The sequence below is a fragment of the Seonamhaeicola marinus genome (assembly GCF_008085455.1).
In genome coordinates this window covers 341,237-367,054 of sequence record NZ_VSDQ01000577.1, presented here as the reverse complement: position 1 = coordinate 367,054, position 25,818 = coordinate 341,237, and the positions used below count along the sequence as shown (strand labels likewise).

Below are 25,818 nucleotides of genomic sequence, written 5' to 3'. Positions count from 1 at the left end.
TTTATACTGGCCGCAAACATCAAATAAGAATGCTTAAATTTGCGACTTTATTTATAATTATCAGAATGATAAACATTCACAAAAAGACTTTAGAAGATTTAGAATACTATACTGTGCTTGAACAAGTAAGCGAACACTGTATTACACCCCTTGGAAACAAACAAGCTTTACAAATTACACCACTTAAAACTAAGGAGCATGTTATTCATTCTTTAGCGCTTACTAACGAATATTTATCATCATTTTATAACGAAAATAGAATCCCAAATCACGGGTTTGAAGACATAAACAAAGAGTTGAAGTTATTAAACATAGAAAACACATATTTAGATGTTTACAGTTTTAAAAAAATAGCTTCAATCTCTTTAACCACTAATGAGATTGTTGTATTTTTAGAGAAGTTCAAAGAATACTATTCTGAGCTTCATATCTTTAGTTCTCATATTGAAGTTACCAAAGTTATCATTGAAAAAATAGATAGTATTGTTGACCGATTTGGAGAGATAAAAAATAACGCTTCAGACTTACTTTACACACTAAGACAATCTCTAAATATTGTAAAAGGAAAGATAAACCAAAGCTTTACTTCGGCATTAAACCAATATAGCAGTCAAGATTATTTAGATGACATAAGAGAAACTGTTATTGAAAACAAACGTGTTTTAGCTGTTAAGGCTATGTATAGACGTAAAGTACGTGGTTCTATAATGGGAAGTAGTAAAACTGGAAGCATTGTTTACATAGAGCCAGAAACTACACTTCAACACACTAGAGAGCTGAACAACTTAGAGTACGAGGAAAAAGAGGAAATCACACGTATTTTAAAGGAGCTTACTAATTTTGTTCGTCCGTTTAAAACGCTTTTGAATGATTCTCAGGCATTTTTGATCAATATGGATGTGATTGCAGCTAAAGCGAAATATGCAAGATCAATGGAGGCCATTCTTCCTGAAATAACCGAAGAACGTCATCTTTTTTTGCGTGATGCTTATCACCCATTGCTCTATTTAACCAATTTATCGGAAAAAAAGGAAACCTTTCCTCAGACCATTAAACTGGAACAAGACAGTAGAATTATTGTTATTTCTGGGCCTAATGCAGGTGGAAAGAGTATTACATTAAAAACTATTGGATTACTACAGGTCATGCTACAAAGTGGTCTTTTAATTCCTGTGCATGAACGCAGTAAGGTCTGTATTTTTGATCGTGTTTTAAGTGATATTGGTGATAACCAATCTATAGAAAATCACTTAAGTACTTATAGTTATAGGTTAAAGCAAATGAATTACTTTTTAAGAAAGTGTAATGAAAATACGCTTTTCTTAATTGATGAATTTGGTACTGGTAGTGATCCTGAACTTGGTGGTGCTTTAGCAGAGACCTTTCTTGAAGAATTCTACCATAGAGAAGCCTTTGGAATCATAACCACCCACTACTCCAACCTAAAAATATTAGCTACCGAGCTTCCTTACATGGAAAATGCCAACATGCTTTTTAATGAACGTACATTAGAACCTATGTTTAAATTAGTAGTTGGGCAAGCAGGTAGTTCTTTTACGTTTGAAGTAGCTCAGAAAAATGGTATTCCATATAGTTTAATAAACAGGGCTAAAAAGAAGATTGAACGTAGTAAAGTACGATTTGATGCTACTATTGCTAAACTTCAAAAAGAACGTTCTCGATTAGAAAAAACAGGACAATCCCTTAAACAGAACGAGAAGAAAAAGAGTGAAGAGGCGGACAAATTAGAAGAAATTAATGCTAAAGTTCAGAAAAAACTAGAAAGCTATCAGGAACTCTATGATAGCAACCAACGTTTAATCTACTTAGGACAAAAGGTTGATGATTTAGCCGAGAAATACTTTAACAATAAACAAAAGCGCACCTTAATGTCCGAGCTTTTCAAAATGGTACAAATTGAAAACTCTAAGCGTAAGCGTGTTTCTGCCAAACAAAAGAAAGTAGAAAAGGCTAAAGAAAAACAGGTTAAGAAAGAAGTAGAAAAGAAAGTTGAAGTTATTCGCGAAAAGAAAAAGAAAGAAAAAGAACTAAAAGCGAAACAACCGCCTAAACCAAAGCCTGTTTTAAAGATTGGTGATCGTGTAAGACTAGAAGATGGTCGTGCTATTGGTACTATAGATAAAATTGAAAAAACTAAGGCTGTTGTTAACTATGGTATGTTTACTACAAATGTTAGTTTGAATCAGCTAGAGTTGGTAGAGGCTAAAAAGTAATTGCAGTAGACACATCATTGTGAGTACAACGAAGTAATCTAGACTACCGCGTCGCTGTGCTCCTCGTAGTGACGGCTAAATGTTCTGTTACTCCATTCTAATTAGAAATCTAAAACAAAACATAATAAAACACGTCATTGCGAATACAACGAAGCAATCTAGACTACCGCGTCGCTGTGCTCCTCGTAGTGACGCTAAATGTTGTGTTACTCCATTCAAATTAGAAATCCAAGACAAAGCATAATAAAACACGTCATTGCGAGTACAACGAAGCAATCTATTAACAAACTACCAACGGCTAAATATTAAGAAACAGCCAGCACCAAGTTGTTGAATCTACAACTTTAGGCACTGACTGCACATAAATACTTAAATTCTAATATACGCGCCATACATAATAGTAAGCTCTAAACTCACTACCAGGAAGCTCTTTTAAATCTATTCGTATATAATCAATATCATCTTTATTTAATTTACCGTCATTATTAGTATCGGTTATTTGCTTTATATCTTTCAAGTAAACTTTTTTAGTTTCCGCCCCAAAGTATTCTGGAGCAAAAGACCCGTTGCTTTCATAAAACTTCGCATAAAGTTTTACATAATCAGAATTCAAATTTGGTTTATATAGCTCAACCTCTTCAAATAATCCATTAATCCCAACAAACTCATCTTTCTCTACATTTAGTGCGGGATCAGATTTATAATGTTTTTTAAATTCCTTAACCGCTTTTCCGTTTTGATAGATACCTATTTCCGTATCACCATAAATTTCTAAAAAATGCTCTCCTTCATGTTTTTTTGGTTTTATACCATGCAATCCAATATAAAATCTATGATATGCCTCATAACACGTTCTTATATTATATTCACTAGACAGCACAACGTTAGCTACAGGAAAACCTTTTCTAATGTATCTAAGCGTATATCCCAATGGCGCCCCTGGAGAATCCGCAGAATACTCACCGCCCTCGGTAATGTATTCATATACACCCTCTGGACCACTAACAACTTTAGCGGCATCTCCAGAAGAACCACCAACCACTAAAGCCTTCACCGTAGAACTATTCCAAAAACTTTGGTGCTCGCCTTCTCCATTTACTTCTCCTCCAGAAAAGGCTGCATTAAACGCTGCTTGCGTATCTGTAAATTTAGAGTTGGTCTCAACGGTATAGATTAACATTCTTCCATACTTAACAGAAGACACGATCACTGGACTTGTAGCATTTAAATTTGGCGAAGAAGAAAAAAGTTTGCCAGGGTTCTCACTATCTTCTATAGTTAAATCTATAGTATAATATACTTGCAAATACTTAATAACATATTTATGCTTTTTTTCAGAACTATTAAAATTAAAAGACCCAGACACACTGTTTTTTCCTTTTGTGTAACTAGCACCTAAAGCAATACTTAAATGTTCTTCAGAATAGACTTCCTCGGTGGTGAAATTAACTTTAGCCGATGCAGATCCGGTTACACCTTGTTGCAACATATCTTTTATACCTGTTCTTACGGTATTTACATTTGGGTTTTCTATATAAGCCGAAGGTTTTCCGTTTAAATTTTCTAAAGATACCGATAAGGTTATGGGTGCTCTATTTCCTGTTATACCAATATATTCTCCTGTTGGAATAGACTCTCCTTTAAGCATAGCCCCAGGATAAACAACGTCGCTAGTAGGATCCAATAATATCATTTCACTAAATCCTGGTGCCATTTTATACTTATTTACAACGCACTCATTTTTTTGTCCTTCTCGTTCCTTACTTACTTCTTCTAGAAACTCTTCACCAGATACTTCTGGTTGATTAAAATTGTTTAAGCTTGCTAAAAGATCATTTACTTCTGTTAAAACTTCTCCCGAAACCTCTTCATTTCCATTATTATTTACACTTTCAGAACTGCATCCGTTACAAGAAAGTAGAATAGTCATTAATCCCAATACAAATACAATTGGCTTTTTTGTTAATAGTTGTGTTTCCATAATTTCTAATTTTTGTGATTCAACAGTTCAAACTTAGACACCAATGGAAGTGAAAACTAATTTTTGGCATGGACAAACCATGGACAGCATAAGCGCAAACACCTAAAAACACCTATGGACAAGATAAAAATCAATCACATATTAAAACAACACAAAACACTGAATATCAATTAAATAAAACCAAAATCACCAATTTAAATATTGTATAAAACATAGATTAATTATGGACAGAGCTATTTTCATCAATGTCCGACACCAATTTTTGAATAGATATAATAACTATCTTAGTTGCAATTAAATACTAACCAAATTATGAAAAAGCTCATCTTCATTTTCTCATTATTAAGTTGTTTTTGCTCCAACGCACAAATCGTACAACAGGATGCCGACAATAAAATTGATAGTATCTCCAAAATCATTGTAAACCAAAAAGGAGAAACTAAAACTGAATCGTATTTACAACTAATTAAATTGTACTTAGGCAAGTCACCAGAAACTGCTAAACTCTACATAGATAGTGCTAGAGCGGATGCCATAACTTATAACAGGAAAGATATTTTAGCAAGATCCTATCATACTGAAGGTATTTACACACTATCTGTAAAAAACGACTATGTTTTGGCAAGTGAGAATTTTGAGAAAGCGATCCATCTTTTTGATAGTTTAGAAATGAGTAAACCTTTAATACAAAGCCTTAATGGTTTGGGGCATGCTCAAAATATTCTAGGCGATTTTGAAAACTCCATAAAAAATCATCTAAGAGCTTTAGATATTGCAGAAAGTACAAGTGAAGATGACTACAGTGTTGCTACTACGTCTTTTAACATAGCTCAGCTTTTCTTATTATCCCAAAATTACGACAAGGCTAAAATATATTATGAAAAGACGAAAGAGCACACCAATAATCCCACTATTCTCAACCATGTAAACGCAGGATTGGGTAGTGCTTATTTTAGAAAGGGTGAGTACGACAAAGCTATTCAATATATTGAAAGCTCTTTAGAGTACTACACAAAAACTAATGATTATATAAGTCTAGAAAAAGCCTATACTAACTTAGGGATCATTTATGAAAACAAGGGTGATTTTCCTAAATCTAGAGCATATTATCTAAAAGCCCTAAAAAATAGTCAAACTGAATACACCATAGCAGGCACACATTCAAACTTAGGTAGTCTAGAACTAAGAGACGCTAACTATAATAGAGCACTTTATCATTACCAACAGTCTTTAGATATTCGTTTAAAATCCAAAAACAAATCTATTTTATCTGATTATTTAGGTATATCTGAAGCATATGCTGGATTAAACAACTATAAGAAAGCATACGAAACGCGATTAGATTTTTATGAGGTTTACGATTCAATTTATGAGCAAACAAAAATTGAAAAAATCAATGAATTGGAAACTAAATACGAAACCGAAAAAAAAGAAGCCCAAATAGCATTGCAAAATGAGGAGATCAAAACCTTAAATGTACAGGCAGAAAACGACAAACTTACAAAAAGCCTTTACGGTACTGGCATGTTGTCCTTTTTGGCTATTGCCGGTTTGGTATATTTTGTATTTAAACAACGTATTAAGAAAAATAAGATAGAGCAGGAAAAACAAGAAGCTATATTAAAACAAGAAATAGAATTTAAAAAGAAAGAGTTAACTAGCCAGACGCTGCATTTAGTTCAGAAGAACACCTTTATACAAGAGCTAAAAGAGAATCTAGAAAAAATTAAAAAATCCCCAGAATTGTTTAAAGTTGAATTTAGGCGTATTGTTATGCTACTTAAAAAACAAAGTGCTGAAGATAAAGACTGGGAAGTGTTTAAATCCTATTTCTCTGAGGTGCACAACAACTTTGACAACAAGTTAAAAGCTATTTACGAAGATATTACCGAAAAGGAAATTCGCCTAGCATCCTTTTTACGAATGAACCTGTCTACAAAAGAGATTGCCTCAATGCTTAACGTATTACCAGAGAGTGTTCTAAAAAGTAAATACCGACTTAAAAAGAAGCTTAATTTGGATAAAGAAACCGACCTAGGTAGTTTTTTAAATGGATTGTAAAAGGCGTATCTTTGTGACGTCATTGCGCATGTAAATTAAGTATACCTTTAAATGGACTTTATTTCTCTTAATGACGCTTGGTACAAATAGTATAAGGCTAATTAAATAGATTCCCGCCTTCGCTGGAATGACAAAATGTGTTATGAATAACATACCCGCAAATAAAAAACTAATCCTTTTTGATGGTGTTTGTAACCTCTGTAACAGTTCTGTGCAGTATGTTATAAAACATGATAGAAAAGACCTGTTTCTATTTGCGCCTTTGCAAAGTAGTATTGGGCAAGAACTTATTAAAAAGTATGATCTAGATACTAAGGTCATTGATTCTGTTTTACTCTATACTCCAGAAAAAGGTATTGTTTATAAATCTACGGCAGCATTAGCTATTGCTAAACATTTGGGTTTTCCAAGAAACTTGCTTTCTGTCTTTTATATTATTCCTGCGTTTATACGTAACATAGTCTATGATTTTATTGCCAAAAACCGTTATAAATGGTATGGCCAAAAAGAGGCTTGTATGATTCCTACTCCTGAGTTGAAGAATAGGTTTTTAGGTTAATTTACGGGTGATTTGTTAATAACTTTTCTTTCGTATTTCGTTGAAAATATTTACATTGTATTTTTAAAATTATAACTTGGTTTATCATAAGCTATAAATCATTAAAACGGATTTATATCCTAATCGCTGTAAACAATTTTCTATGAGACTTTATAGATATAGAAAAGTAAATATTTTTCTGACCACAGAAATTTTAAAAGATGAGCTTTATCTCTGGAGTCTAAACCAGCAAAATGACCCTAATGAAGGTAGATTGCTATTTGAAAATAATTTGAACAAACAGGCATTATTTGAAAGTCTAAAAAATACTCGAAATCTCATTAATACTGGAAAGGTAAAATGGAAAGATTGGTTGATTTCTGAAAAGGAAAAACAATACTATAATGATATTCAAAACTCTTCAGATAGTGAATTAGGAATTCTAGCTGAAAAAAGTCTTTTAAGAGGTGATTATGATGAAAAGGGAATCCAATTAATTAAAGACAGATATAAAAAAATGACAGACAATCTTGTGATGGCTTGTTTTTCTACAAAAAAGAATTGTCCAGTTATGTTTGCTCATTACGCAGACAATCATTCGGGTGTTTGTTTGGAATATGAAGTTGACATTAGAGACTTTTTCAAGGTAAACTATGTAGAAAACTATCCGAAGTTGCAAATTTTTAATCCAGACCAAAATTTAATAATCAAAAATCGAATGTTAACAAAACATAAGGACTGGGAATATGAAAGTGAATATCGTCTCATATTATATAATAGACAACCAGGGATTTACACAAATAAAAGAATTTTATTAAAGAGTGTCTATTTTGGTATCAATTGTACTGAAGCGACAAGGAAACAAATAAAAACGATTGCTGCACAAAAAAAAGATAAACCTAAGTTGTATTCTGTAAATGTTAATGATAATACGTTCGAAATGCAGTATAATACTTACTAAAAACTTTTTACAACAATAACTATAAGTAATTACTACTCGCTCACTTCTGAAAATCCTCATGGATTTTCAGTTTGGTGTGTACTTGCTAAGTTAACCGCTAACCCGCACAACTACTCATAGCCGAGATCGATAAACGCCCCTCAAAAATTCACTTCAAACTCTTTAATGTAAAAACCCAATTAGTAACTCCAATATAAAGTGTTGTCCTATATTTATTAGTTACTATGAATACATAAAACTTATTAAACATCACTTTAAATTCCTCAAAATAAAATCCACCGTCTTATTCGTATTACTATTAACCGTATAAGCATCTGTAATATGTTTTGAAGGTAGTGCTAATCCTTTTGAAATAAGATTTTCAATATCATCAGCATATTCCAAAGTTACCTTACCAGTAAGCAATAAGCTTAAATCTTTACCTTGTTGGTAGTAATCATAGACTTTTTTTAACCCAGTTAAATAAAGGTAATCTTTTGTAAAGCCACCACCACGGTGTACTCTAAGCGTAATAAAAAAAGCCTTTTCCCGGTTTAAATCATATTGGTTATGTAGTAATCTAAAGGTTTTAGAAAAGTTATATCCCTTTGCCAAACTATCTACAGCTATAACTCTATACGCTAATTCTTTTAGACGTTTTACCGTTAAGTTATTGCTCATATATTCCGCAAATACCGCCAATCCTTCTTGGGTTTCTTCGTTGTTTGGAAATCCGTTTGAAAATATTTTTAAGGGGTGTAATTGCGCATTCATGGTCGTAACCATATGTACACCAATTTCATGATTAGTTAAAACAGCAATTTCGTTATCGGAATAGGTATAGTTAGAATTTAAGACCAAAGTTTGCACATTATTAAGTACCATAGCAATGGCAGAAATCTTATCCGAACTTTCTATCTTATAATCAAAATCATAGCGCTTAGAATAATCTTTAAAGAATGTCATGGCCTCTTCTGAACTATACTTAGGTTCAAAAATACCCTCGTTACTTGGTTCTTCTTCAAAATGAAGAATGAATTTAGCATTTTCTACATCGCGTTCTGTTGGTGTTCCAAAACAGTGCAAGCAATCATAGTAAAACCGTTTACCATTACCAATATTCTCAATACATTCTATTAATCCCGAATACTGATAAATAATATCTTCATAAAGTTTTCGAATCTGCTCATCTTCAATGCGCTCTATATCATTTTCAAATAGCTTTCTATGAAGTTTAAACCTATCAAAATTTATGTTAGGGTATTTAAAAACAGGATCTGTAAGGTATTTTGAAGCAAAAAAGCGTTGTTTCTCTTCCTCAATATTTAAAGGATTCACATAACTAAGCAACTCAATTTGCTTAACAAGTTTATCAATATTAGCATCTATATCTAGTAATGCTTTGCTTGCCACATTGTTTTCAATCTTCATAAATACATTCTTTTATTTTATTGTCATTCAGAACGAGTAACTACTGAAGAATCTCTATTTAAATTTAAAGCTTCGTCGCTGCTCTTAAATGATATATCAGCTTTTAAATACCTCATAAACGTATGCTGCATGTTCAGGAATACGTGTCTTCAATTCGTTTTCTACTGCTGCAACCACTTCAGGAAAAATAACCCGTTCGTGCTCATTGCAGTACACTTTAGAAATTTCGGTTGCCAAAACTAATGTATTTTTAAAATTCTGGGTAATAAACTTTAAAAAATACCCCTTACCATAAAAAGTATCATTAATTTTAGCAATAGAATTTAAATCATTAGGCAGTTGTATTTCAGATAAACTCTGTCGCCATAATTCAACCACCTTACCAAAGCGGTCGTTATCAATTTGCGTGGTGCCTAAATTCCACGTAGGCACTTCCCTATCCCATCGTTTCCAATTGTAACTATGCATATCATAGACGGTACAAAATCCAAATTTTTCTTCAATGGTTTCAATTAAGGCATGTACAACTTTATAAAAGTTCTGATGTTTCTGTAAACTTTTAGTTTTCATAGCTTCCGGAAGTGGAGACTTCCAAAGGTCTTTACCCCAAGCCGTTTCAAATACAGCATCTTCTGGAGCTCTATTTAAATCGTACTCAAACCTAGAATCGCAACCTGCAATAACTATTGGATGCGACTGCACCATAGTCTTTGTTTCTGGGTCTTCTTCATACCAACGTTCGTATGCGGTATGCAGACAATTATCCCATAGTTCCTTTCTAAATTGATGTCCGTTATGTATAGCCGCACAAGCGTAGGGCACATAGTTTTCAATCTTTAAAGTAAAACTATAATCTGAAGCTACCACTTCAAAATACTCTAGGTTTTTAATCTTTGCTATTATGTCTTCAACTGAAAGTTTTTGCATACTTATGCTTTTACTAAAGTTCCCCACTCCGTCCAAGAACCATCATAAACAGATAGATTCTCATAACCCGCTATTTCCGCACCTAAAGCCAATACACAGGCCGTGATACCAGAGCCACAAGAGAAAATAACTGCTGTGTTTTTATCTCCAATTTTATTTGAAAAGATATTTTTTAATATTTCTGGTGATTTTAGCAGTCCCCTTTCCAATAAATCTGTAAAAGGTAAGTTAATAGAATTTGGTATGGTACCCGATCTTAAACCTGCTCTTGGTTCTGCAATTTCGCAATTAAAGCGTCCGCTAGACCTTGCATCAATAATGGTATGTGTTTGCTCTTTTGAAGCCTCTTCTACATCTTTAAAAAACTTCATGTATTCTGGCATCAAATTAGCTTGAAAATTTCCTTTTTCACCAATATATTGTGTCATAGGTTCTGTTTTATAATCAGCGTTTAACCATTCCGGAAACCCGCCATTTAAAACAGCTACATTAGCATAACCAAAAGCTTTAAACAACCACCAAACACGGGCACTGGAATAAATCCCTTTATCGTCATACACTACAATAGCACTATCCTTATTTAAGCCTAAGTTTTGTGCTTCTTCTTGAAACTGATCTGCACTCGGAAACGTACTAGGAAATTCCCCAGTTACTTCACTGAATTTCTTTTTAATATCGAAAAAACGAGTTCCTGGAATTTGCAAAGTTTCAGGGTTAAATACTTTGTTTATAGTACCATCTAAAACGACAAGATTAGAAGCTTTTAAATGTTCATTTAGCCATTTAACCGAAACTACAGGTGTTGTAATTGAAATAGTACTCATAATAATTTAAAAGAATGCTTTATAAGTTTGCGGTATTAAAATCCATCGCTCTCCAATTTTAAAAAAACCTGCACGTTGTTTTCCAACAGTACCATCTTCACTTACATATTGCATACCGTATACATTAATATCGGCTTTTATAAATTCTGCAATAGCAACATAATCTTCTGGTAGCCCTTTACCATTCCATTTTTCTAACTGTGTTTTATTGGAAGATACGATTACAATTTTATCCGAATCCTTATTGGGTTTCATAATACCTTTTGGTAAGCTTTGAACAGCAGCCCATCTCTTTTTTGAATATTCAGAGACCTTATCGGCTATTTCTGCATTGATAAAAATGTGTTCGAAATCTTCTTTAGCAGGCTTTAAAGTCATCATATACTCATGAGTATCATCATTTTGAAGATGTTTAACTATAGTTATAAGTTCCTCCTCTGGAGTTAATGACGTTTTACATGACACTAATACAAAAGCGAAACAAAAACATAAACTAATTATATGGCGCATGAATTTTATTTTAAGCGTCTTGAACTTCTTTTCTTAATCGTTGTCGTCTGTCGAAGGCCTGTAATTTATCCATAACCTTCATTTCCAAGAAGTCAATAACTTTCTCTTCTATTTTAGTTTTTAGTTTATACACCTTATTGATATATGTAATACCACCTGGAGACATTACATTAACTTCAACCAACTTACCACCAATAACATCTATACCAACAAAAAAGAGTCCGTCGTTAACTAACTTAGGTCCTATTTGTTTACAAAGCGCCTTTTCTTCTTTGGTTAGTGTATGCCGTTGTACACTACCACCAGCAGTAATATTAGATCTGTGATCTTCACTTCCAGGAACACGCTTCATGGCACCAATAGGCTCGCCATTTAATAGTAAAATACGAACATCACCCTTGTCTGCGCCTTCAATATAATCTTGTAAAATCACGTAGTTTTTGGTTCCGTCTCTGTTGGTAATATAGAAATCTAATAAAGAATTGATATTACTCATTGCAGATTTTTCAATCAAAATAACACCTGAACCTCCAAAACCATTTAATGGTTTTAAAATCATTTTATCAGCTTTAGACTCTTTAATCTGTCTAATTAAATAGTTTTTACTTTTAGATACATGAGTAGCCGGAATGATATTACTATGTGCATCTCCAAAGGCAGCTGTATACAATTTATTATTAGCCTCTCGTAAGCCTTCTAAAGAATTCATAACGAATACATCATCTTTAACCGAGTCTAAAAAGTTAAGCATTAAAGGATCTAAAGGCGGATTAGCTCTAAAGAAAATAACATCAAATCCTGCAAGTGGCAGCATTTCTTTTCGTAATTCTACCTTATTATAAAACGACTTTAAAGATGCTGGTGTTTTTTCCATACGTTTTACAACCGAACAGTTTGCTGTTGTTACACTGTTCCTAATGGTTAAATCTGCTGGAATACACATGGCTACACCATGACTTCGTTTTACGCACTCCTTTATTAATGCTAACGTTGAATCTTTTTCTGGGTCAATTTCTTCCCAAGGGTACATTAAAAAACATACATTCATCTTACTTACAAATTAGGGTATTAAGTAAGTTAAAGTTAATTACTTTTTTTGAATGTAAAAACTATAAAATAAAACTCTTGTTAAAAGCCTATAAATGAGTTCTATTAAACCGTTTCTTAACTAGAAAAAATATGAAATTCTTTATAAAATGCTCTTTAAGCTTAAGAATGCATTTTGTTTATTAAATAGAAGTCCGCTAAAACTAAAGCAGCCATTGCTTCTACAATGGGTACCGCTCTAGGCACAACACATGGATCGTGACGCCCTTTTCCTTGCATTTCAACAGTATTACCATGTTTATCTATGGTTTCATACTTTTGTATAAGCGTTGCTACTGGCTTAAAAGCAACATTAAAATAAATATCCATTCCGTTACTTATTCCTCCTTGAATACCTCCTGAGAAGTTAGTTTTGGTTGTACCATCATTATTAAACGCATCATTATGATCGCTACCATACATTGTACTTCCATGAAAACCGCTACCATATTCAAATCCTTTTACAGCATTTATAGATAGCATTGCTTTTCCTAATTCGGCATGTAATTTATCAAATACGGGTTCTCCTAAACCTACTGGAACATTTTTAATAACGCAACTTACAATACCACCAACAGTATCTCCTTTACTTCTCACCTCTTTTATATAGCTTTCCATTTGAGACGCCATCTCTTGGTCTGGACAACGAACAATGTTCGCCTCGGCTTTAGATAAGTCTAATTCGTTATAAGGCTTATCTAATTTCATGGTACCTACACCCGAAACGTAAGCCGTAATTTCAATACCTTTTAGTAATTGTTTAGCAATTGCGCCTGCTACTACTCTACAAGCAGTTTCACGTGCAGAACTGCGCCCACCACCGCGATAATCTCTAAAACCATATTTTTTATCGTATACATAATCTGCATGACTTGGTCTATAACTATCTTTAATATGAGTATAATCATGAGATTTCTGATTGGTATTTTCAATAACAAAACCTATTGGTGTACCTGTTGTCTTTCCTTCAAAAATACCAGAGTAGAATTTTACCGTATCTGGTTCTTTACGTTGTGTTACAATGGCAGACTGCCCTGGTTTACGTCTATTAAGCTCATGCTGAATTGCATCTAAATCTAACGCAACTCCAGAAGGACAGCCATCTATTACACCGCCTAAACCTGCACCATGAGACTCTCCATAAGTCGTTAAATTAAATAGTTTTCCAAAGGAATTACCTGCCATAACATAAATTTTGTGCTAAAGTAAATCTTAAATTATTAAAACAAAAATGAATTGAAATGAATAGCTTTAAAAATTACATTAATCGTAACAATAGCTTAACAATCTTCTCATATTTAAATAATTTTAGGATAATATCTACATAATAGTAAAAGTGGTTATTTGTATAAACCATACCTCCCTACAATTGAAGATAAAGAGAAAAATAGAAATTGCAGTTATTTCAGATGTTCATTTAGGAACTTACGGGTGCCATGCTAAACATTTGCTCACCTATTTAAATAGTATTGAGCCAAAAAAATTAATTCTTAATGGTGATATTATTGATGTTTGGCAATTTAGTAAAAGGTACTTTCCTAAATCTCACCTAAAAGTCATTAAAAAGTTAATGGACATGGCTTCTGAAGGTGTGGAAATCTATTATATAACGGGAAACCATGATGAACTTTTTAGAAAGTTTAGCGGTACTTCTATTGGTAATATTTCTATTGTAGATAAAATTGTTTTAGATCTAGATGGAAAAAAAGGATGGTTCTTTCATGGCGATGTTTTTGATGTTTCTATTCAACAAGCTAAATGGTTAGCTAAGTTAGGAGGCTACGGCTATGACTTGCTGATCCTCTTAAATAGATTTGTTAATTGGTATCTTGAAAAAAGGGGAAAAGAAAAATATTCACTTTCTAAAAAAGTAAAAAATAGCGTAAAGAAGGCTGTAAAATTCATTAATGATTTTGAAACGGTAATTTCTGATTTGGCCATTGAAAACGGCTATGATTATGTGGTTTGCGGTCATATTCATCAACCTAAAATGGAATACAAAGAGAATAAATATGGTAAAACTATGTATTTAAACTCTGGTGATTGGGTTGAAAACTTTACCGCCTTAGAATACCAATTTAAACGCTGGAAAATATACAATTATAATAAAGATAAATTGGCACCTTTTTATATCGACGAAACTATCGAAGACCTAGAAGTCAAAGATTTAATTGCTGCCATTACCATCGTAGAAAAGCACGAAAAAAAATAAGGTCTTCTTTCTATTACTGCCTTATCGTCATTTTAGATGCAATTCTTAGAAATATTTATACTGTAAAATAAATAATACATCTTTTTTGGCGTTATTTTTGTTGAAACAAATCTAAATCAAAAAACAATTCGTACTTATTTAAGTACAAAAAGAACAACAAAAATTAAACTTATGAAAAAAATCTTTTTATTAACCCTTGCTTTAATTGGTTTTACGTTTACTTCTAATGCGCAAGAAATAGCAGACAACGCTATTGGTCTTCGTCTTGGAGATGCTAATGGGTTTGGAGCCGAAGTATCTTATCAAAGAGCATTAGGCGAAAGTAACCGCTTAGAACTAGATTTAGGATGGCGAAATGGCAATAACTATGATGGTTTTAAATTAGCTGGATTATACCAATGGGTAAAACACCTAGATGGCGATTTTAATTGGTACTTTGGTGCTGGTGGTGGTATTGGCTCATATAGTATAAATACACCAGGTGCAGACGTAACCGATACATTTGCATTTGCTGCGGGTGATATAGGTATTGAATATTCTTTTGATATCCCGTTATTATTATCATTAGATTTTAGACCAGAAATTGGCTTTGGTGATGACCTTTACGACAATAACGATTTAGATTTTGATATTGCTCTTGGTATTAGATATCAATTCTAAAAACATAAAAAATAGACTTTAAAGCACCTTAAACGAGGTGCTTTTTTGTTGTATAAATTTTTCCGTTGAAAAAAATTGAACTATTAACTGCATCCAATTAAGTATCTTTCAATTCATAATTCAACTAAACCTATAACATGAGATTTTTTTCTATTCTTATCATTGCCTGTTTAACATTAACTTTTTCTAACTGCAAAGACAAACAAGTTAAGGCACAACCAAAATTGAAAGCACTAATCCTTGATGGTGAAAACAACCATGGCATATGGCCCAAAACAACGTTTATGATGAAGAGTTATTTGGAAGAAACAGGGTTATTTGAGGTAGATATTAATAGAAAAGCCTATACTTGGATTGGCCCTCATTACAACAAGGTTGAAGGGGTTAAGGATATTAATGAGTTGTTAACTATGTACCCTTTAGAGGATGGCATTAAGAGAACCGCTGTTGATACCCCTAAAGTAGATTCTAATTTTAATCCTAAGTTTGAGAACTATGATGTAGTCATTTCAAATTTGGGTTGGAAATCCACAAATTGGTCCGACGAGCTAAAAACCAGTTTTGAAACCTACATGAAAAATGGTGGTGGATTAGTGGTTGTACATGCCGCAAACAACGCTTGGGGAGATTGGGATGAATTCAATAAAATGATTGGTCTGGGAGCTTGGGGCGGTAGAGATGCCAAAACCGGCCCTTACATTTTTTACAATGACGATAATGAAGTTGAACATGATCCTGCAGAAGGCCTTTGCGCATCTCATGGGCCTCAATATGAATTTCAAATTCAAACAAGAGCTGAAAATCACCCTATCATGAAAGGGTTACCTAAACTTTGGCTCCATACCAAAGATGAACTTTATGATAGAATGCGCGGACCAGGTGAAAACATGACCATTTTGGCCACTGCTTATTCTGATGTTAGTAAAAATGCACCGCCTTGGAAAAAAGAAGTTACTGGTACTGGAAGACATGAACCCATGCTAATAGCTGTAGACTATGGTGAAGGTAGAATTTTTCACTCCGCTTTAGGTCATATGGATTATTCCTTTGAGTGTGCTGGATTTATTACAACCTTTCAAAGAGGGGTTGAATGGGCTGCTACTGGAAATGTAACTCAAGATGTTCCAGAAGATTTCCCTACAGCAGATAGTACAAGTGCCAGAAAGTGGGTTTATAAAACCAACTAAAATGACCTTTAAGCAAGATCCTAGAGTTCTAGATATTTTTAAGAATTATCCAGATAATGTTCAAGTAAAATTGAATAGTCTTAGAGACTTAATTATTGAAACTGCAAAGGAATCTGAGCTTATAACTTCTCTTGAAGAGACACTAAAATGGGGTGAACCTAGCTATGTAACAAAACATGGTAGCACCTTACGCATAGATTGGAAATCTAAAAAACCTAACCAATATGCAATGTATTTTCAATGTACTAGCAAACTTGTCTCTACGTTTAGACTGGTTTATAAAAACATGCTAGATTTTGAAGGTAATAGAGCTGTTGTAATTAAGTTAGAGAATGATGTACCTACCGATATTTTAAAGTCGTGTATAAAAGCTGCCCTAACCTATCACAAAGTAAAACACTTACCAACTTTAGGTATCTAAAACATTATTACAGATGCGGTTTCTATTAGTATTTGCACTTATTTTCATTCTTAATTCGTGTTCCAATAACACGTTTACAATTACTTATGATGAGCGCAATCCAAAAGTCTCTTTTGCTGTATTAAAAATTGAAGAAAGCCTTTCTAAGGCTTCAGAATATAAGACCATAAGCTTTAAACTAGAAAAAGGAGCACATGCGCCACAAGCATACTACATTGAAGCTGAAGATAAGAAGATAACAATTTCTGCTGCTGATGATTTAGGACTTATGTATGGTGGTCTTGAAGTTGCCGAACAACTTCAGCTTAACCAAAGTGTGGAAAACACTACACATACACCATACATTTTGAAGCGCGGTTTAAAAATGAATATACCGTTAGACGCAAGAACTCCTGGATACGATGACACTGGAGATGCTGCTCAACAAAACATTGCTCATGTATGGGATTGGAATTTCTGGAAGTCTCATCTGGATCACATGGCAATAAATCGCTATAATGTACTTACGCTTTGGAATCCACATCCGTTTCCTTCTATGATTAAACAAGAGGAGTTTCCTGATGTTGCATTACATGATGTATGCATTACAACTTTAAAACCAACGGGTAAAGAAAATGAATGGGCAGAACCGCAAATGGTTTCAAGAAATGTTGTAGAAAATTTAAAGGTGATTAAGAAAATTGATATTGACCAAAAAATTGCCTTTTGGCAAAAAGTAATGCAATATGCCCATAATAGAGGGATTGACATCTATTTCTTTAATTGGAATTTATGCGCTAACGGGGCTGCAGCTCCAGTAGAACCTTTCTATAGAACCTATGGGCAACCTTTGTGGAATGAAAAACCAGGTAAACACGGTATTAACAATCAAATGGATAATCCCGTTAATGTGGCCTATTACCGAAATGCTGTTGCTACCTTTTTAAAGACGTATCCGCATGTAAAAGGTATTGGTGTTACAGCAGGCGAACACATGATGGATGATTCTGGTGTTTACACTAGAGAGCAATGGATTTGGGAAACTTATGGTTTAGGGATTCTGGAGGCTAAAAAAGAAATGCCTGAAAGAAAAGTAGATTTCATACACCGTGTATGGAATACTAATATGGATAAAATATTTAAGTATTGGACGGAGTACCCAGATTCTTTTGAGGCTAGTTATAAATATGCGAAAGCGCGATTATATGCTACGCCTACACCAAATTTTGCCAAAAATCATATTCATAGTATGAAGACATATGGGCTTAAATCGTGGTGGAACTTGAGGAACGATGATATCTTTGTTCATAGGTGGGGAAATCCAGATTATGTTCGTGACTTTATAAATCATTTTGAGAAAGAACATACAGCAGGCTTCTATATGGGCTCCGATGGTTATTTTTGGGGACGTGTATTTAATAGTAAAACACCAGAATTAGCCAATGAAATGGAAGTTAACAAGCATTGGTATAGGTTTATGATGTGGGGACGTTTAGCTTACAATAACAAGCTTGATTCTAATTTCTTTACTAAAAAAATAACACAGCGTTTTCCTGAAACTAATGGGTCTAAGCTATACAAGGTATGGAAAGAAGCCTCAAAGATTATCCCAGAGGTAAATAAATTTCATTGGAATAATTGGGATTATCAGTGGTCTGTTGAAGCCTGTATAGATGCTAGAAATGGATTTCATGATATTAATCGTTTTATAACTAATCCTACCCTTAAAGGTAGTAATATTTTAAGTCCTTTGGAATATTCTGAAAACCCAGAATCCACTAAAATTTCGCCATACCAAATGGCAAAAACCATTAAATTAAACGCTTCAGAAACACTTAAAGAGGTAGAAAAACTGAAAAATGATGATAATTCTGTAGAATTAAGTATCCTGCTTGAAGATCTTGAATCTATGGCCTATTTAGGGCATTATTACGCTTCTAAAATTAATGCAGCAACAGAATTAGCGCTATTTACTAAAACAAAAAAGGAACAGTATAAAACGGAGGCTATTCAGCTTTTAAAGGATTGTGTTACTTACTGGAAACTCTATTCTGAAATACAGCATAAAAACTACAAACCTCAAATGCTTGCTAGAACAGGTAATTTTGATGTCTACGAGATTCTAAAGCAGGTAGAAAACGACGTTAAGATTGCAGAAAGCCTTGATTAATGTACTACAGCACTAAGCATTTAGTAAGCGTGTCTGCATAAATAGCTTCATATTTTGGCACTATTTCATGTAAGTCGAACTTCAAAGCTTCATTTCTAGCATTCTCCTTAAACGTATTAAGCGTATCATTATCCCTTAAGATGTAAAGTGCATTTTTAGTCATGTCATCAATATCACCTACATCACTTAAAAAACCAGAGTATCCGTTAACATTTACTTCTGGTATACCACCAGTATTACTAGAAATCACGGGAACTCTAGAAGCCATAGCTTCTAAAGCTGCAAGCCCGAAACTTTCAGTCCTAGATGGTAATAAGAACAAATCGCTAAAGCAAAGTATTTTATCTATTTCGTTACTTCTTCCGAAGAAAATCACCTTATCAAGAATTCCTAGTTCAGTACACATGTTTTCAATGTTTTCCTTCTCTGGTCCTTCACCAACAAACATTAATTTAGCTGGAATTTCCTTTTGAATATTATAAAAAACCTTGATAACATCTTGCGCGCGTTTTACAGGTCTAAGATTACTAATATGTGTAATGATTCGTTCATCATCCTTAGCCATCATATGTCGTGCACAATCTGTAAAACCATGATTATACTTATCTAAATCGATAAAATTAGGCACTACATTTATTTCATTCTTAATATCAAACAATCTTAAGGTATCATCCTTTAAACTTTGAGACACTGCTGTAACCGCATCAGATTTATTAATACTAAAAGTTACGGCGGGTTTATAAAAAGGATGACTTCCAACTAGGGTTATATCCGTTCCATGAAGCGTAGTCACTATAGGTACATGAATACCTTCTTCCTTTAGCATTTTCTTTGCCATATATGCTGCATAAGCATGTGGAATAGCGTAATGCACATGTAAAATTTCAATATTATGAAGTTTTACCATATCTACTAGCTTACTAGATAGGGCTAATTCGTAGGGTTGGTAATGAAACAATGGATATTCTGGCACGTTAACTTCATGATAATGTACATTGTTACTAATAAGTTCTAACCTTACAGGTTGATTGTAAGTAATAAAATGTATTTCATGACCTCTTTTGGAAAGTTCTAAACCTAGTTCTGTTGCTACAACACCACTTCCCCCAAATGTAGGGTAACAGACAATGCCTATATTCATTCTTTTAGTTTTATTCTTCGATCGCTTCATAGATAAAGCGTTGTATTTCGGTTCTAATATTTTCTCTTAACAGAAGATTTTTTCCTGCTTTTGGATATGTTCTATTTGCTAGAAACACATAAACTATTTCTTCTTCTGGATCTGCCCACGCATAGGTTCCTGTAAAACCAGAATGCCCAAAACTTGTCATAGAAACACAACCGCATGTTGGTCCTTCTTCGTCTAATTGTGGTTTATCAAATCCAACACCTCGTCTATTCTGTTTTTCGCAAAAATAACACGTGTTAAACTTGTCTACAGTTTCTGGTTTCAAATAACGTTTACCTCCGTAATATCCCTTCTGTAGGAACATTTGCATAATTTTAGCAACATCATTAGCGTTACTAAAAACACCCGCATGTCCGCCTACACCATCTTGCATTGCTGCGCCCATATCATGCACAAAACCATGTACTTTTTGATGTCTGTAATAGTCATCAATTTCAGTTGGTACAATTTTTTTATTACTAATCCTATAATATGGATTATATAAGGTGTTGTTGGCTCCCAAAGACTGATAAAAATGTTCTTGTACTAAATTGTCTAGTCTTTTGTCGTAATGCGTTTCTATAAATTTCTTTAAAATGTAATATGGAAAGTCACTATACCTGTATCTTAACCTATCTAACAATTCAGATTCTTTTACTATATTTTGAATAGAGTCCTGATAGTCAGATCTTAAATACAGATTTTTAGTAACTTCTATGTTGAAGTTTTTACTTTTTGTCCGTCTATAATATTTTTCACTAGGTTGCTTGGTAACCGAATCTAAAGTATGATAGTAAAACGGTTCCCATGGTCTTAATCTAGCATAATGCGACAACATATTTTTTATAGTAATGTCTTCTTTATTAGAACCTTCGTAATCTGGTAAAATTTCAGAAAGTTTAGAGTTAAGCGATACTATGTTCTGTTCTTCAAGCTCCATTAATAAGGGTAAGGTTGCAAGAATTTTTGTTAATGAGGCTACGTCATATATATCGTCAAAAGATACTTTGTTTTTACCTTTATACGTATGCTTTCCAAAGTTCTTGTTATAGACAACCTGCCCTTTACGTGCAATTAATAATTGAATCCCTGGAGTCATCATAGAATCTACCGCCAGTTGTGCAATAGAGTCCACTTTCTTTAATTTTTTTGAACTCATCCCAACACGTTCTGGAGCAGTATATCCTAAACGTTTAATCCCGTCATATGTAATCCCCTCTCCTACTTTAAAAAAGTCTCCTGCTGAGACAGGTAAATGGCCCTGAGCTTTTATGGCTCCAAAAATTATCTGAGCTGATTTCTCCTGAGCAATTTTACTGTTTTGATAACTAACCACAATGCTTTCAATGTTATCAATAGATTTTATATCTGAAAGCGCATAGGGTTTTACAAAAACATCAAGAATAACATTATGATGTCTTGCTATTTCTTGAAGCCAAACCAATTCTTCATTTGTAAACTTATGAGATTTCCATGGATTTTCATTTGATCTATGCAAGCCAATAATGACTGTATTATACACTTGCAATTTACCAATGAGTTCATCTAGCTTTTTACTTTTAACCTCATGTACTTTAGTATACTTTTTTAGCTCACTAAGAAAACTACTGCCACTAGCATCTCCCATATGAACATAAGCGATTTTCTTTGTTTCTAAATGTTTTAGAGGTAATAAACTTGCTTGATTCTTAACCACAGTAATGGCATTTTCCATTAACTCTTCATAAAGAATATCGTCTTTTGGCCTATTAAGCTCTTTTTCTAAATTTTCTAACGGAATAGGCGTATAATTATCTAAACCTACCTTGTATTTGGCCTGAAGTACTTTTTTAACAGAATGCTCTAAACGTTCTTCTGTAAACTCGCCATTGTTATAAGCTCTTACAATCTTCAAAATACCGATTTCTACATCTTCAGACATTAACATTACATCGTTTCCTGCTTTAAAGGCAGCTAAATCAATATCTCCTGTTTCATCAAAATCTGCAGCACCTTTCATAGTTAAGGCATCAGTAAAAATAAGCCCTTCGAACCCTAATCTTTTCTTTAAAATATCGGTAACTATTGTTTTAGACAAGGACGAAGGATAACCGTTAGATTCTAAACTAGGTACATTTAAATGCGCAACCATAGCACTAGAAAGTCCTTCCTTAATTAATCTTCTATATGGATATAATTCTACGGAGTCAATTCGCTTTTCATCAAAGCTAATAGTAGGTAGCGTTTTATGAGAATCTTGATCTGTATCTCCATGGCCTGGAAAATGTTTTGCGTTTGCAAGCACACCAGCGCTTTGCATACCCTTCATAAAGGCTAAGGCCTTTTCTGTAACGTTATCTCTGCTTTCTCCAAAAGAACGATTTCCTATAATCGGATTTAGAGGGTTTGTATTAATATCTACTACCGGCGCAAAATTAAAATGTACTCCTAACCTTCTACAATGTTCTCCAATATGCTTACCTGTTTTTTCAATGAGGTCATTATCATCTATAGCACCTAAAGTCATGTTCCAAGGAAATGCGTATGTAGATTTTAAACGCATGCTTAATCCCCATTCTGCATCCATACCAATAAGCAAAGGCACATTAGAAATTGACTGTAGCTCATTGTTTAATTTTGCCTGACTTACGGGGTCTCCATTAGAGTAGATAATGCCTCCTATTCCAAAATCTTTAATTTGCTTAACTATTTTGTTTTTAGTCGCCAAATCTTGGTTAGACATTACTTGTACCATGTACAACTGGGCAACCTTTTGTTTTAAACTAAGTGAAGCATATACACTATCAACCCATTTTTGTTGAGCAGCAACATCTTTAGACAACAATGGATTGGGAACACTTTGTCCTTGTAATGCATTGAAAATGAATAAAAAAAGTATTGCAATTGAGATTTGACGCATAAGTATTGTATTTGAGCAAATTAGTATTAATTAAAAACACTAATAATCATGCCAAAATACTACTTTTAGCTACAAGATAAAAAGACTTTAAGATAGTTTTATAAAGAAGAAATTAACTACTCGATAAGGTCTATGTGCCTATCGTGGTACCCTAAGAGGTATAGAACACCATCTAAGCCAATACTAGAAATTGAGCTTTGCGCGTTATCTTTAACCTTGGGTTTTGCATGGAATGCAATTCCTAAGCCTGCTAAATTAAGCATAGGTAAATCATTAGCTCCATCTCCTACTGCAATAGTCTGGCTAATATCTATACCTTCTTTTTCCGCTATTTCTTTTAGATATTGTGCTTTTTTCTCTCCATTCACAATTTCACCTAAATAGTTTCCTGTTAATGCGCCATCTTTAATCTCTAATTGGTTGGCATAAACGTAATCTATTCCTAGTTCTTTCTGTAAATAGTGTCCGAAGTAGGTAAACCCCCCAGATAAAATTGCAGTTTTGAACCCGTAATTTTTAAGAGTATCAATTAGCCTTCTTGCGCCTTTAGTTATTGGTAAATTAATTGCTACATTTTGAAGCACTTCTTCACTTAAGCCTTCTAATAGCTTCATACGCTTTTTAAAGCTTTCATTGAAATCTATTTCTCCCTGCATTGCAGATTCTGTAATGGCCTTTACCTGATCTCCCACACCGGCTAATTCAGCTAACTCATCAATAACTTCTGTTTGAATAAGGGTAGAATCCATATCAAAACACACCAAACGCCTATTTCTTCTAAAAATATTGTCTTCTTGGAATGCAATATCTACATCCAAATCTTGAGATATTTGCATGAATTTAGCCGTCATTTCAGTTTTATCCTCTATGCGACCTCTAATAGATAATTGAATTGAAGCTCTAGGATATTCCTCTTCTTTAACTAGCGATAACCTACCTGTTAAACGCTTAATAGCATCAATATTTAGATTTTTCTCAGAAACAACTTTAGTTACTTCAGATATTTGTTCTGCTTTTAATTTTTCCCCTAAAATGGTTACGATATATCTGTTTTTACCTTGTTGACTAACCCAGTCTTCATAATCATCTAAAGAAATTGGCGTGAATTTGCAGGTAATACCTAGCTCATAAGCTTTAAACAATAAATCCTTAAGAACTGCCGCGGATTTCTTTTTAGACTTAACTTCAAACATCATCCCTAAGGACAACGTATCATGAATGTTAGCTTGACCAATATCAAGAACTTTAGCATCATACTCTGCTAAAACAGAGGTTAGTGCAGATGTTAAACCTGGTTTATCTTGTCCTGAAATATTTAGCAAAAAGATTTCCTTACCCATAATAAATTGTATTCACTTTGAAAGCAGTAAAAATGGGTAATCTATTTGAAAAATAAAAGAGAAAAGTACTTAATTATTTAAGGAATCTACTATGCCAACTTTCACTAGCAGGCACCTCCCAGTTTTCTAAATATTCAGCTTTATTGGCTACAAGATTATTAAAAACAATTGTTTTTTTAGAAACAGCGTTATCTTTTGCCATTTGCTTAAAATCTGATAATGATTTGTAAGCTATAAACTCGCCTTGTTTATAGGATACATTCATTTTGTCCATTAAATCTACGCTGTAGTCTTTTTCTAGTTCCTGTATAAAACGAACTGAGGCATCTATAGAACATCCTGTTGCCGCATTAAGGCTTTGATTTAAGCCAAGAACAATAAATCGTTTATATTTTATTTGATAACCCGAATGTAAATCACTACCATGAGCTGTCCAATTTTCTATAAACGTATCTAATTTTGAAGCTATTTCTTTTATTTCTTCTTCTGTAAAAGATCTATTGGCTTGGTATATCCAAACTCTAGATTCTTCTGGTAAACTGTTAAAATCTACTAGCATTTTCTTATTCTACAAATTCAACAAACTTAACTACTTTTTTATTGGAATAACCATCATTTATATCATAAAACTTTTTGTTTTCGTAATATATTTTGAATTGCTTTCCTGTATTCTTTTTAACTAAATGTTCTTTTCCTAAAAACTGATTTACAATTAAGAATGTTATGGTTTTACCACTTATATCTTTTGCCAAAACAAAGGATACTGGATCTGTTTCAATCTTTTTGAGTAAAACCGTCATATTTAAATCAGATTCATCTTTTGGTAAAGGTGGTGGAGGCAGCATTTCCTCCTTTTTGGTTTCATCTTCTTTTTCTATCTCATCATCTTCAGCCAAATCAACTATTTCTTCAGTAGAAAAGGCCTCCATTAAATAATCGCCGCATTCAAATGCCAATTTCATGCCTACATCCTCGCCCACTGTTTTAACACCAACGTCATCTAGATAAGCAGCAAACTCTTTAGATTCCTTTTTTCTTTTACTTACTGATTTCATAAGTATTAAACCTACTTGTACCTTTCTACTCTGCAGTGTTTTTGACTTAGAAAAGAGTTCTTTGTTCTCTCCTAGTTCTTTACAAACATCAGCTACAATTAAATCTATGGCTTGTGCTTTACTTATATCTTGCGAAAAGGAATAGTTGATAACTATAAAACATAAAACACTTAAAACGAGATTTCTTTTCATTTA

At 33.4% G+C, this 25,818-nt stretch carries 21 protein-coding genes; 9 read left to right on the top strand and 12 right to left on the bottom strand.

Translation table 11 applies throughout. From position 1 onward, the window contains the following. Window positions 1–65: 65 nt before the first annotated feature. On the top strand, window positions 66–2,234 hold the full coding sequence (locus FUA24_RS09985; protein WP_148541903.1) for an endonuclease MutS2: 2,169 nt from the start codon (window positions 66–68) through the stop codon (window positions 2,232–2,234). A gap of 376 nt (window positions 2,235–2,610) precedes the next feature. On the opposite strand, the gene FUA24_RS09980 is transcribed toward FUA24_RS09985, so the two are convergent. Further along, window positions 2,611–4,215 (bottom strand): thiol-activated cytolysin family protein, encoded by a 1,605-nt coding sequence (locus FUA24_RS09980; RefSeq protein ID WP_148541901.1) that lies wholly within the window; start codon window positions 4,213–4,215, stop codon window positions 2,611–2,613. 312 nt (window positions 4,216–4,527) lie between these two features. On the opposite strand from FUA24_RS09980, the gene FUA24_RS09975 reads away from it, so the two are divergent. From FUA24_RS09975 to FUA24_RS09965, 3 genes are all read left to right on the top strand, one after another. After that, on the top strand, window positions 4,528–6,276 hold the full coding sequence (locus FUA24_RS09975; protein WP_148541899.1) for a tetratricopeptide repeat protein: 1,749 nt from the start codon (window positions 4,528–4,530) through the stop codon (window positions 6,274–6,276). Window positions 6,277–6,418: 142 nt separating this feature from the next. Beyond that, window positions 6,419–6,835 (top strand): thiol-disulfide oxidoreductase DCC family protein, encoded by a 417-nt coding sequence (locus tag FUA24_RS09970; RefSeq protein WP_148541897.1) that lies wholly within the window; start codon window positions 6,419–6,421, stop codon window positions 6,833–6,835. Between the two features lie 142 nt (window positions 6,836–6,977). Next, a complete protein-coding gene (locus tag FUA24_RS09965; RefSeq protein WP_148541895.1) occupies window positions 6,978–7,775 on the top strand; it encodes a DUF2971 domain-containing protein in 798 nt (265 codons plus the stop codon). A 249-nt stretch (window positions 7,776–8,024) separates the two neighbouring features. On the opposite strand, the gene FUA24_RS09960 is transcribed toward FUA24_RS09965, so the two are convergent. The 6 genes from FUA24_RS09960 to aroC form a co-directional block, all read right to left on the bottom strand. After that, window positions 8,025–9,185: a flavohemoglobin expression-modulating QEGLA motif protein gene (locus FUA24_RS09960; protein ID WP_148541893.1), complete on the bottom strand. Its 1,161-nt coding sequence runs from the start codon at window positions 9,183–9,185 to the stop codon at window positions 8,025–8,027. Window positions 9,186–9,281: 96 nt separating this feature from the next. Continuing rightward, window positions 9,282–10,112 (bottom strand): N-formylglutamate amidohydrolase, encoded by an 831-nt coding sequence (locus FUA24_RS09955; protein WP_148541891.1) that lies wholly within the window; start codon window positions 10,110–10,112, stop codon window positions 9,282–9,284. Between the two features lie 2 nt (window positions 10,113–10,114). Next, window positions 10,115–10,936 carry a sulfurtransferase gene (locus tag FUA24_RS09950; RefSeq protein ID WP_148541889.1) on the bottom strand — a complete coding sequence of 274 codons (822 nt, stop codon included), beginning with the start codon at window positions 10,934–10,936 and terminating at the stop codon, window positions 10,115–10,117. Between the two features lie 6 nt (window positions 10,937–10,942). Then, window positions 10,943–11,446, bottom strand: a complete 504-nt coding sequence (locus FUA24_RS09945) for a hypothetical protein (protein WP_148541888.1) — start codon at window positions 11,444–11,446, stop codon at window positions 10,943–10,945. Between the two features lie 10 nt (window positions 11,447–11,456). Beyond that, a complete protein-coding gene (gene gshB, locus FUA24_RS09940) occupies window positions 11,457–12,494 on the bottom strand; it encodes a glutathione synthase (RefSeq protein WP_148541886.1) in 1,038 nt (345 codons plus the stop codon). 161 nt (window positions 12,495–12,655) lie between these two features. Further along, window positions 12,656–13,717: a chorismate synthase gene (gene aroC, locus FUA24_RS09935; RefSeq protein WP_148541884.1), complete on the bottom strand. Its 1,062-nt coding sequence runs from the start codon at window positions 13,715–13,717 to the stop codon at window positions 12,656–12,658. Window positions 13,718–13,901: 184 nt separating this feature from the next. On the opposite strand from aroC, the gene FUA24_RS09930 reads away from it, so the two are divergent. From FUA24_RS09930 to FUA24_RS09910, 5 genes are all read left to right on the top strand, one after another. Continuing rightward, complete coding sequence (locus FUA24_RS09930; protein ID WP_148541882.1) at window positions 13,902–14,744, top strand: UDP-2,3-diacylglucosamine diphosphatase; 843 nt, start codon at window positions 13,902–13,904, stop codon at window positions 14,742–14,744. 171 nt (window positions 14,745–14,915) lie between these two features. After that, window positions 14,916–15,404, top strand: a complete 489-nt coding sequence (locus tag FUA24_RS09925; RefSeq protein ID WP_148541880.1) for a hypothetical protein — start codon at window positions 14,916–14,918, stop codon at window positions 15,402–15,404. A 137-nt stretch (window positions 15,405–15,541) separates the two neighbouring features. Further along, window positions 15,542–16,591: a ThuA domain-containing protein gene (locus FUA24_RS09920; RefSeq protein WP_148541878.1), complete on the top strand. Its 1,050-nt coding sequence runs from the start codon at window positions 15,542–15,544 to the stop codon at window positions 16,589–16,591. 1 nt (window position 16,592) lies between these two features. Further along, window positions 16,593–17,012 carry a DUF1801 domain-containing protein gene (locus FUA24_RS09915; protein WP_148541876.1) on the top strand — a complete coding sequence of 140 codons (420 nt, stop codon included), beginning with the start codon at window positions 16,593–16,595 and terminating at the stop codon, window positions 17,010–17,012. Between the two features lie 13 nt (window positions 17,013–17,025). Continuing rightward, window positions 17,026–19,161 carry a hypothetical protein gene (locus FUA24_RS09910; RefSeq protein WP_148541874.1) on the top strand — a complete coding sequence of 712 codons (2,136 nt, stop codon included), beginning with the start codon at window positions 17,026–17,028 and terminating at the stop codon, window positions 19,159–19,161. Between the two features lie 4 nt (window positions 19,162–19,165). Here FUA24_RS09910 and bshA read toward each other — a convergent pair whose 3' ends face one another. The 5 genes from bshA to FUA24_RS09885 all read right to left on the bottom strand — a co-directional run bounded on the left by bshA (window position 19,166) and on the right by FUA24_RS09885 (window position 25,815). After that, window positions 19,166–20,302 (bottom strand): N-acetyl-alpha-D-glucosaminyl L-malate synthase BshA, encoded by a 1,137-nt coding sequence (gene bshA / locus FUA24_RS09905; protein ID WP_148541872.1) that lies wholly within the window; start codon window positions 20,300–20,302, stop codon window positions 19,166–19,168. Window positions 20,303–20,312: 10 nt separating this feature from the next. Beyond that, window positions 20,313–23,228, bottom strand: a complete 2,916-nt coding sequence (locus FUA24_RS09900) for a glycoside hydrolase family 3 N-terminal domain-containing protein (protein ID WP_148541870.1) — start codon at window positions 23,226–23,228, stop codon at window positions 20,313–20,315. Between the two features lie 116 nt (window positions 23,229–23,344). Continuing rightward, entirely contained in the window at window positions 23,345–24,568 is a 1,224-nt protein-coding gene (serB, locus tag FUA24_RS09895) for a phosphoserine phosphatase SerB (protein ID WP_148541868.1), read from the bottom strand. A gap of 73 nt (window positions 24,569–24,641) precedes the next feature. Beyond that, window positions 24,642–25,127: an ABC transporter ATPase gene (locus FUA24_RS09890; protein WP_148541866.1), complete on the bottom strand. Its 486-nt coding sequence runs from the start codon at window positions 25,125–25,127 to the stop codon at window positions 24,642–24,644. Window positions 25,128–25,131: 4 nt separating this feature from the next. Next, entirely contained in the window at window positions 25,132–25,815 is a 684-nt protein-coding gene (locus FUA24_RS09885) for a hypothetical protein (RefSeq protein WP_148541863.1), read from the bottom strand. Window positions 25,816–25,818: the final 3 nt, after the last annotated feature.

Coding starts and splice junctions, on each gene's coding strand:
- FUA24_RS09985 (WP_148541903.1), top strand. CDS start 66: ATGATAAACATTCACAAAAAGACTTTAGAAGATTTAGAATACTATACT.
- FUA24_RS09980 (WP_148541901.1), bottom strand. CDS start 4,215: ATGGAAACACAACTATTAACAAAAAAGCCAATTGTATTTGTATTGGGA.
- FUA24_RS09975 (WP_148541899.1), top strand. CDS start 4,528: ATGAAAAAGCTCATCTTCATTTTCTCATTATTAAGTTGTTTTTGCTCC.
- FUA24_RS09970 (WP_148541897.1), top strand. CDS start 6,419: ATGAATAACATACCCGCAAATAAAAAACTAATCCTTTTTGATGGTGTT.
- FUA24_RS09965 (WP_148541895.1), top strand. CDS start 6,978: ATGAGACTTTATAGATATAGAAAAGTAAATATTTTTCTGACCACAGAA.
- FUA24_RS09960 (WP_148541893.1), bottom strand. CDS start 9,185: ATGAAGATTGAAAACAATGTGGCAAGCAAAGCATTACTAGATATAGAT.
- FUA24_RS09955 (WP_148541891.1), bottom strand. CDS start 10,112: ATGCAAAAACTTTCAGTTGAAGACATAATAGCAAAGATTAAAAACCTA.
- FUA24_RS09950 (WP_148541889.1), bottom strand. CDS start 10,936: ATGAGTACTATTTCAATTACAACACCTGTAGTTTCGGTTAAATGGCTA.
- FUA24_RS09945 (WP_148541888.1), bottom strand. CDS start 11,446: ATGCGCCATATAATTAGTTTATGTTTTTGTTTCGCTTTTGTATTAGTG.
- gshB (WP_148541886.1), bottom strand. CDS start 12,494: ATGAATGTATGTTTTTTAATGTACCCTTGGGAAGAAATTGACCCAGAA.
- aroC (WP_148541884.1), bottom strand. CDS start 13,717: ATGGCAGGTAATTCCTTTGGAAAACTATTTAATTTAACGACTTATGGA.
- FUA24_RS09925 (WP_148541880.1), top strand. CDS start 14,916: ATGAAAAAAATCTTTTTATTAACCCTTGCTTTAATTGGTTTTACGTTT.
- FUA24_RS09920 (WP_148541878.1), top strand. CDS start 15,542: ATGAGATTTTTTTCTATTCTTATCATTGCCTGTTTAACATTAACTTTT.
- FUA24_RS09915 (WP_148541876.1), top strand. CDS start 16,593: ATGACCTTTAAGCAAGATCCTAGAGTTCTAGATATTTTTAAGAATTAT.
- FUA24_RS09910 (WP_148541874.1), top strand. CDS start 17,026: ATGCGGTTTCTATTAGTATTTGCACTTATTTTCATTCTTAATTCGTGT.
- bshA (WP_148541872.1), bottom strand. CDS start 20,302: ATGAATATAGGCATTGTCTGTTACCCTACATTTGGGGGAAGTGGTGTT.
- FUA24_RS09900 (WP_148541870.1), bottom strand. CDS start 23,228: ATGCGTCAAATCTCAATTGCAATACTTTTTTTATTCATTTTCAATGCA.
- serB (WP_148541868.1), bottom strand. CDS start 24,568: ATGGGTAAGGAAATCTTTTTGCTAAATATTTCAGGACAAGATAAACCA.
- FUA24_RS09890 (WP_148541866.1), bottom strand. CDS start 25,127: ATGCTAGTAGATTTTAACAGTTTACCAGAAGAATCTAGAGTTTGGATA.
- FUA24_RS09885 (WP_148541863.1), bottom strand. CDS start 25,815: ATGAAAAGAAATCTCGTTTTAAGTGTTTTATGTTTTATAGTTATCAAC.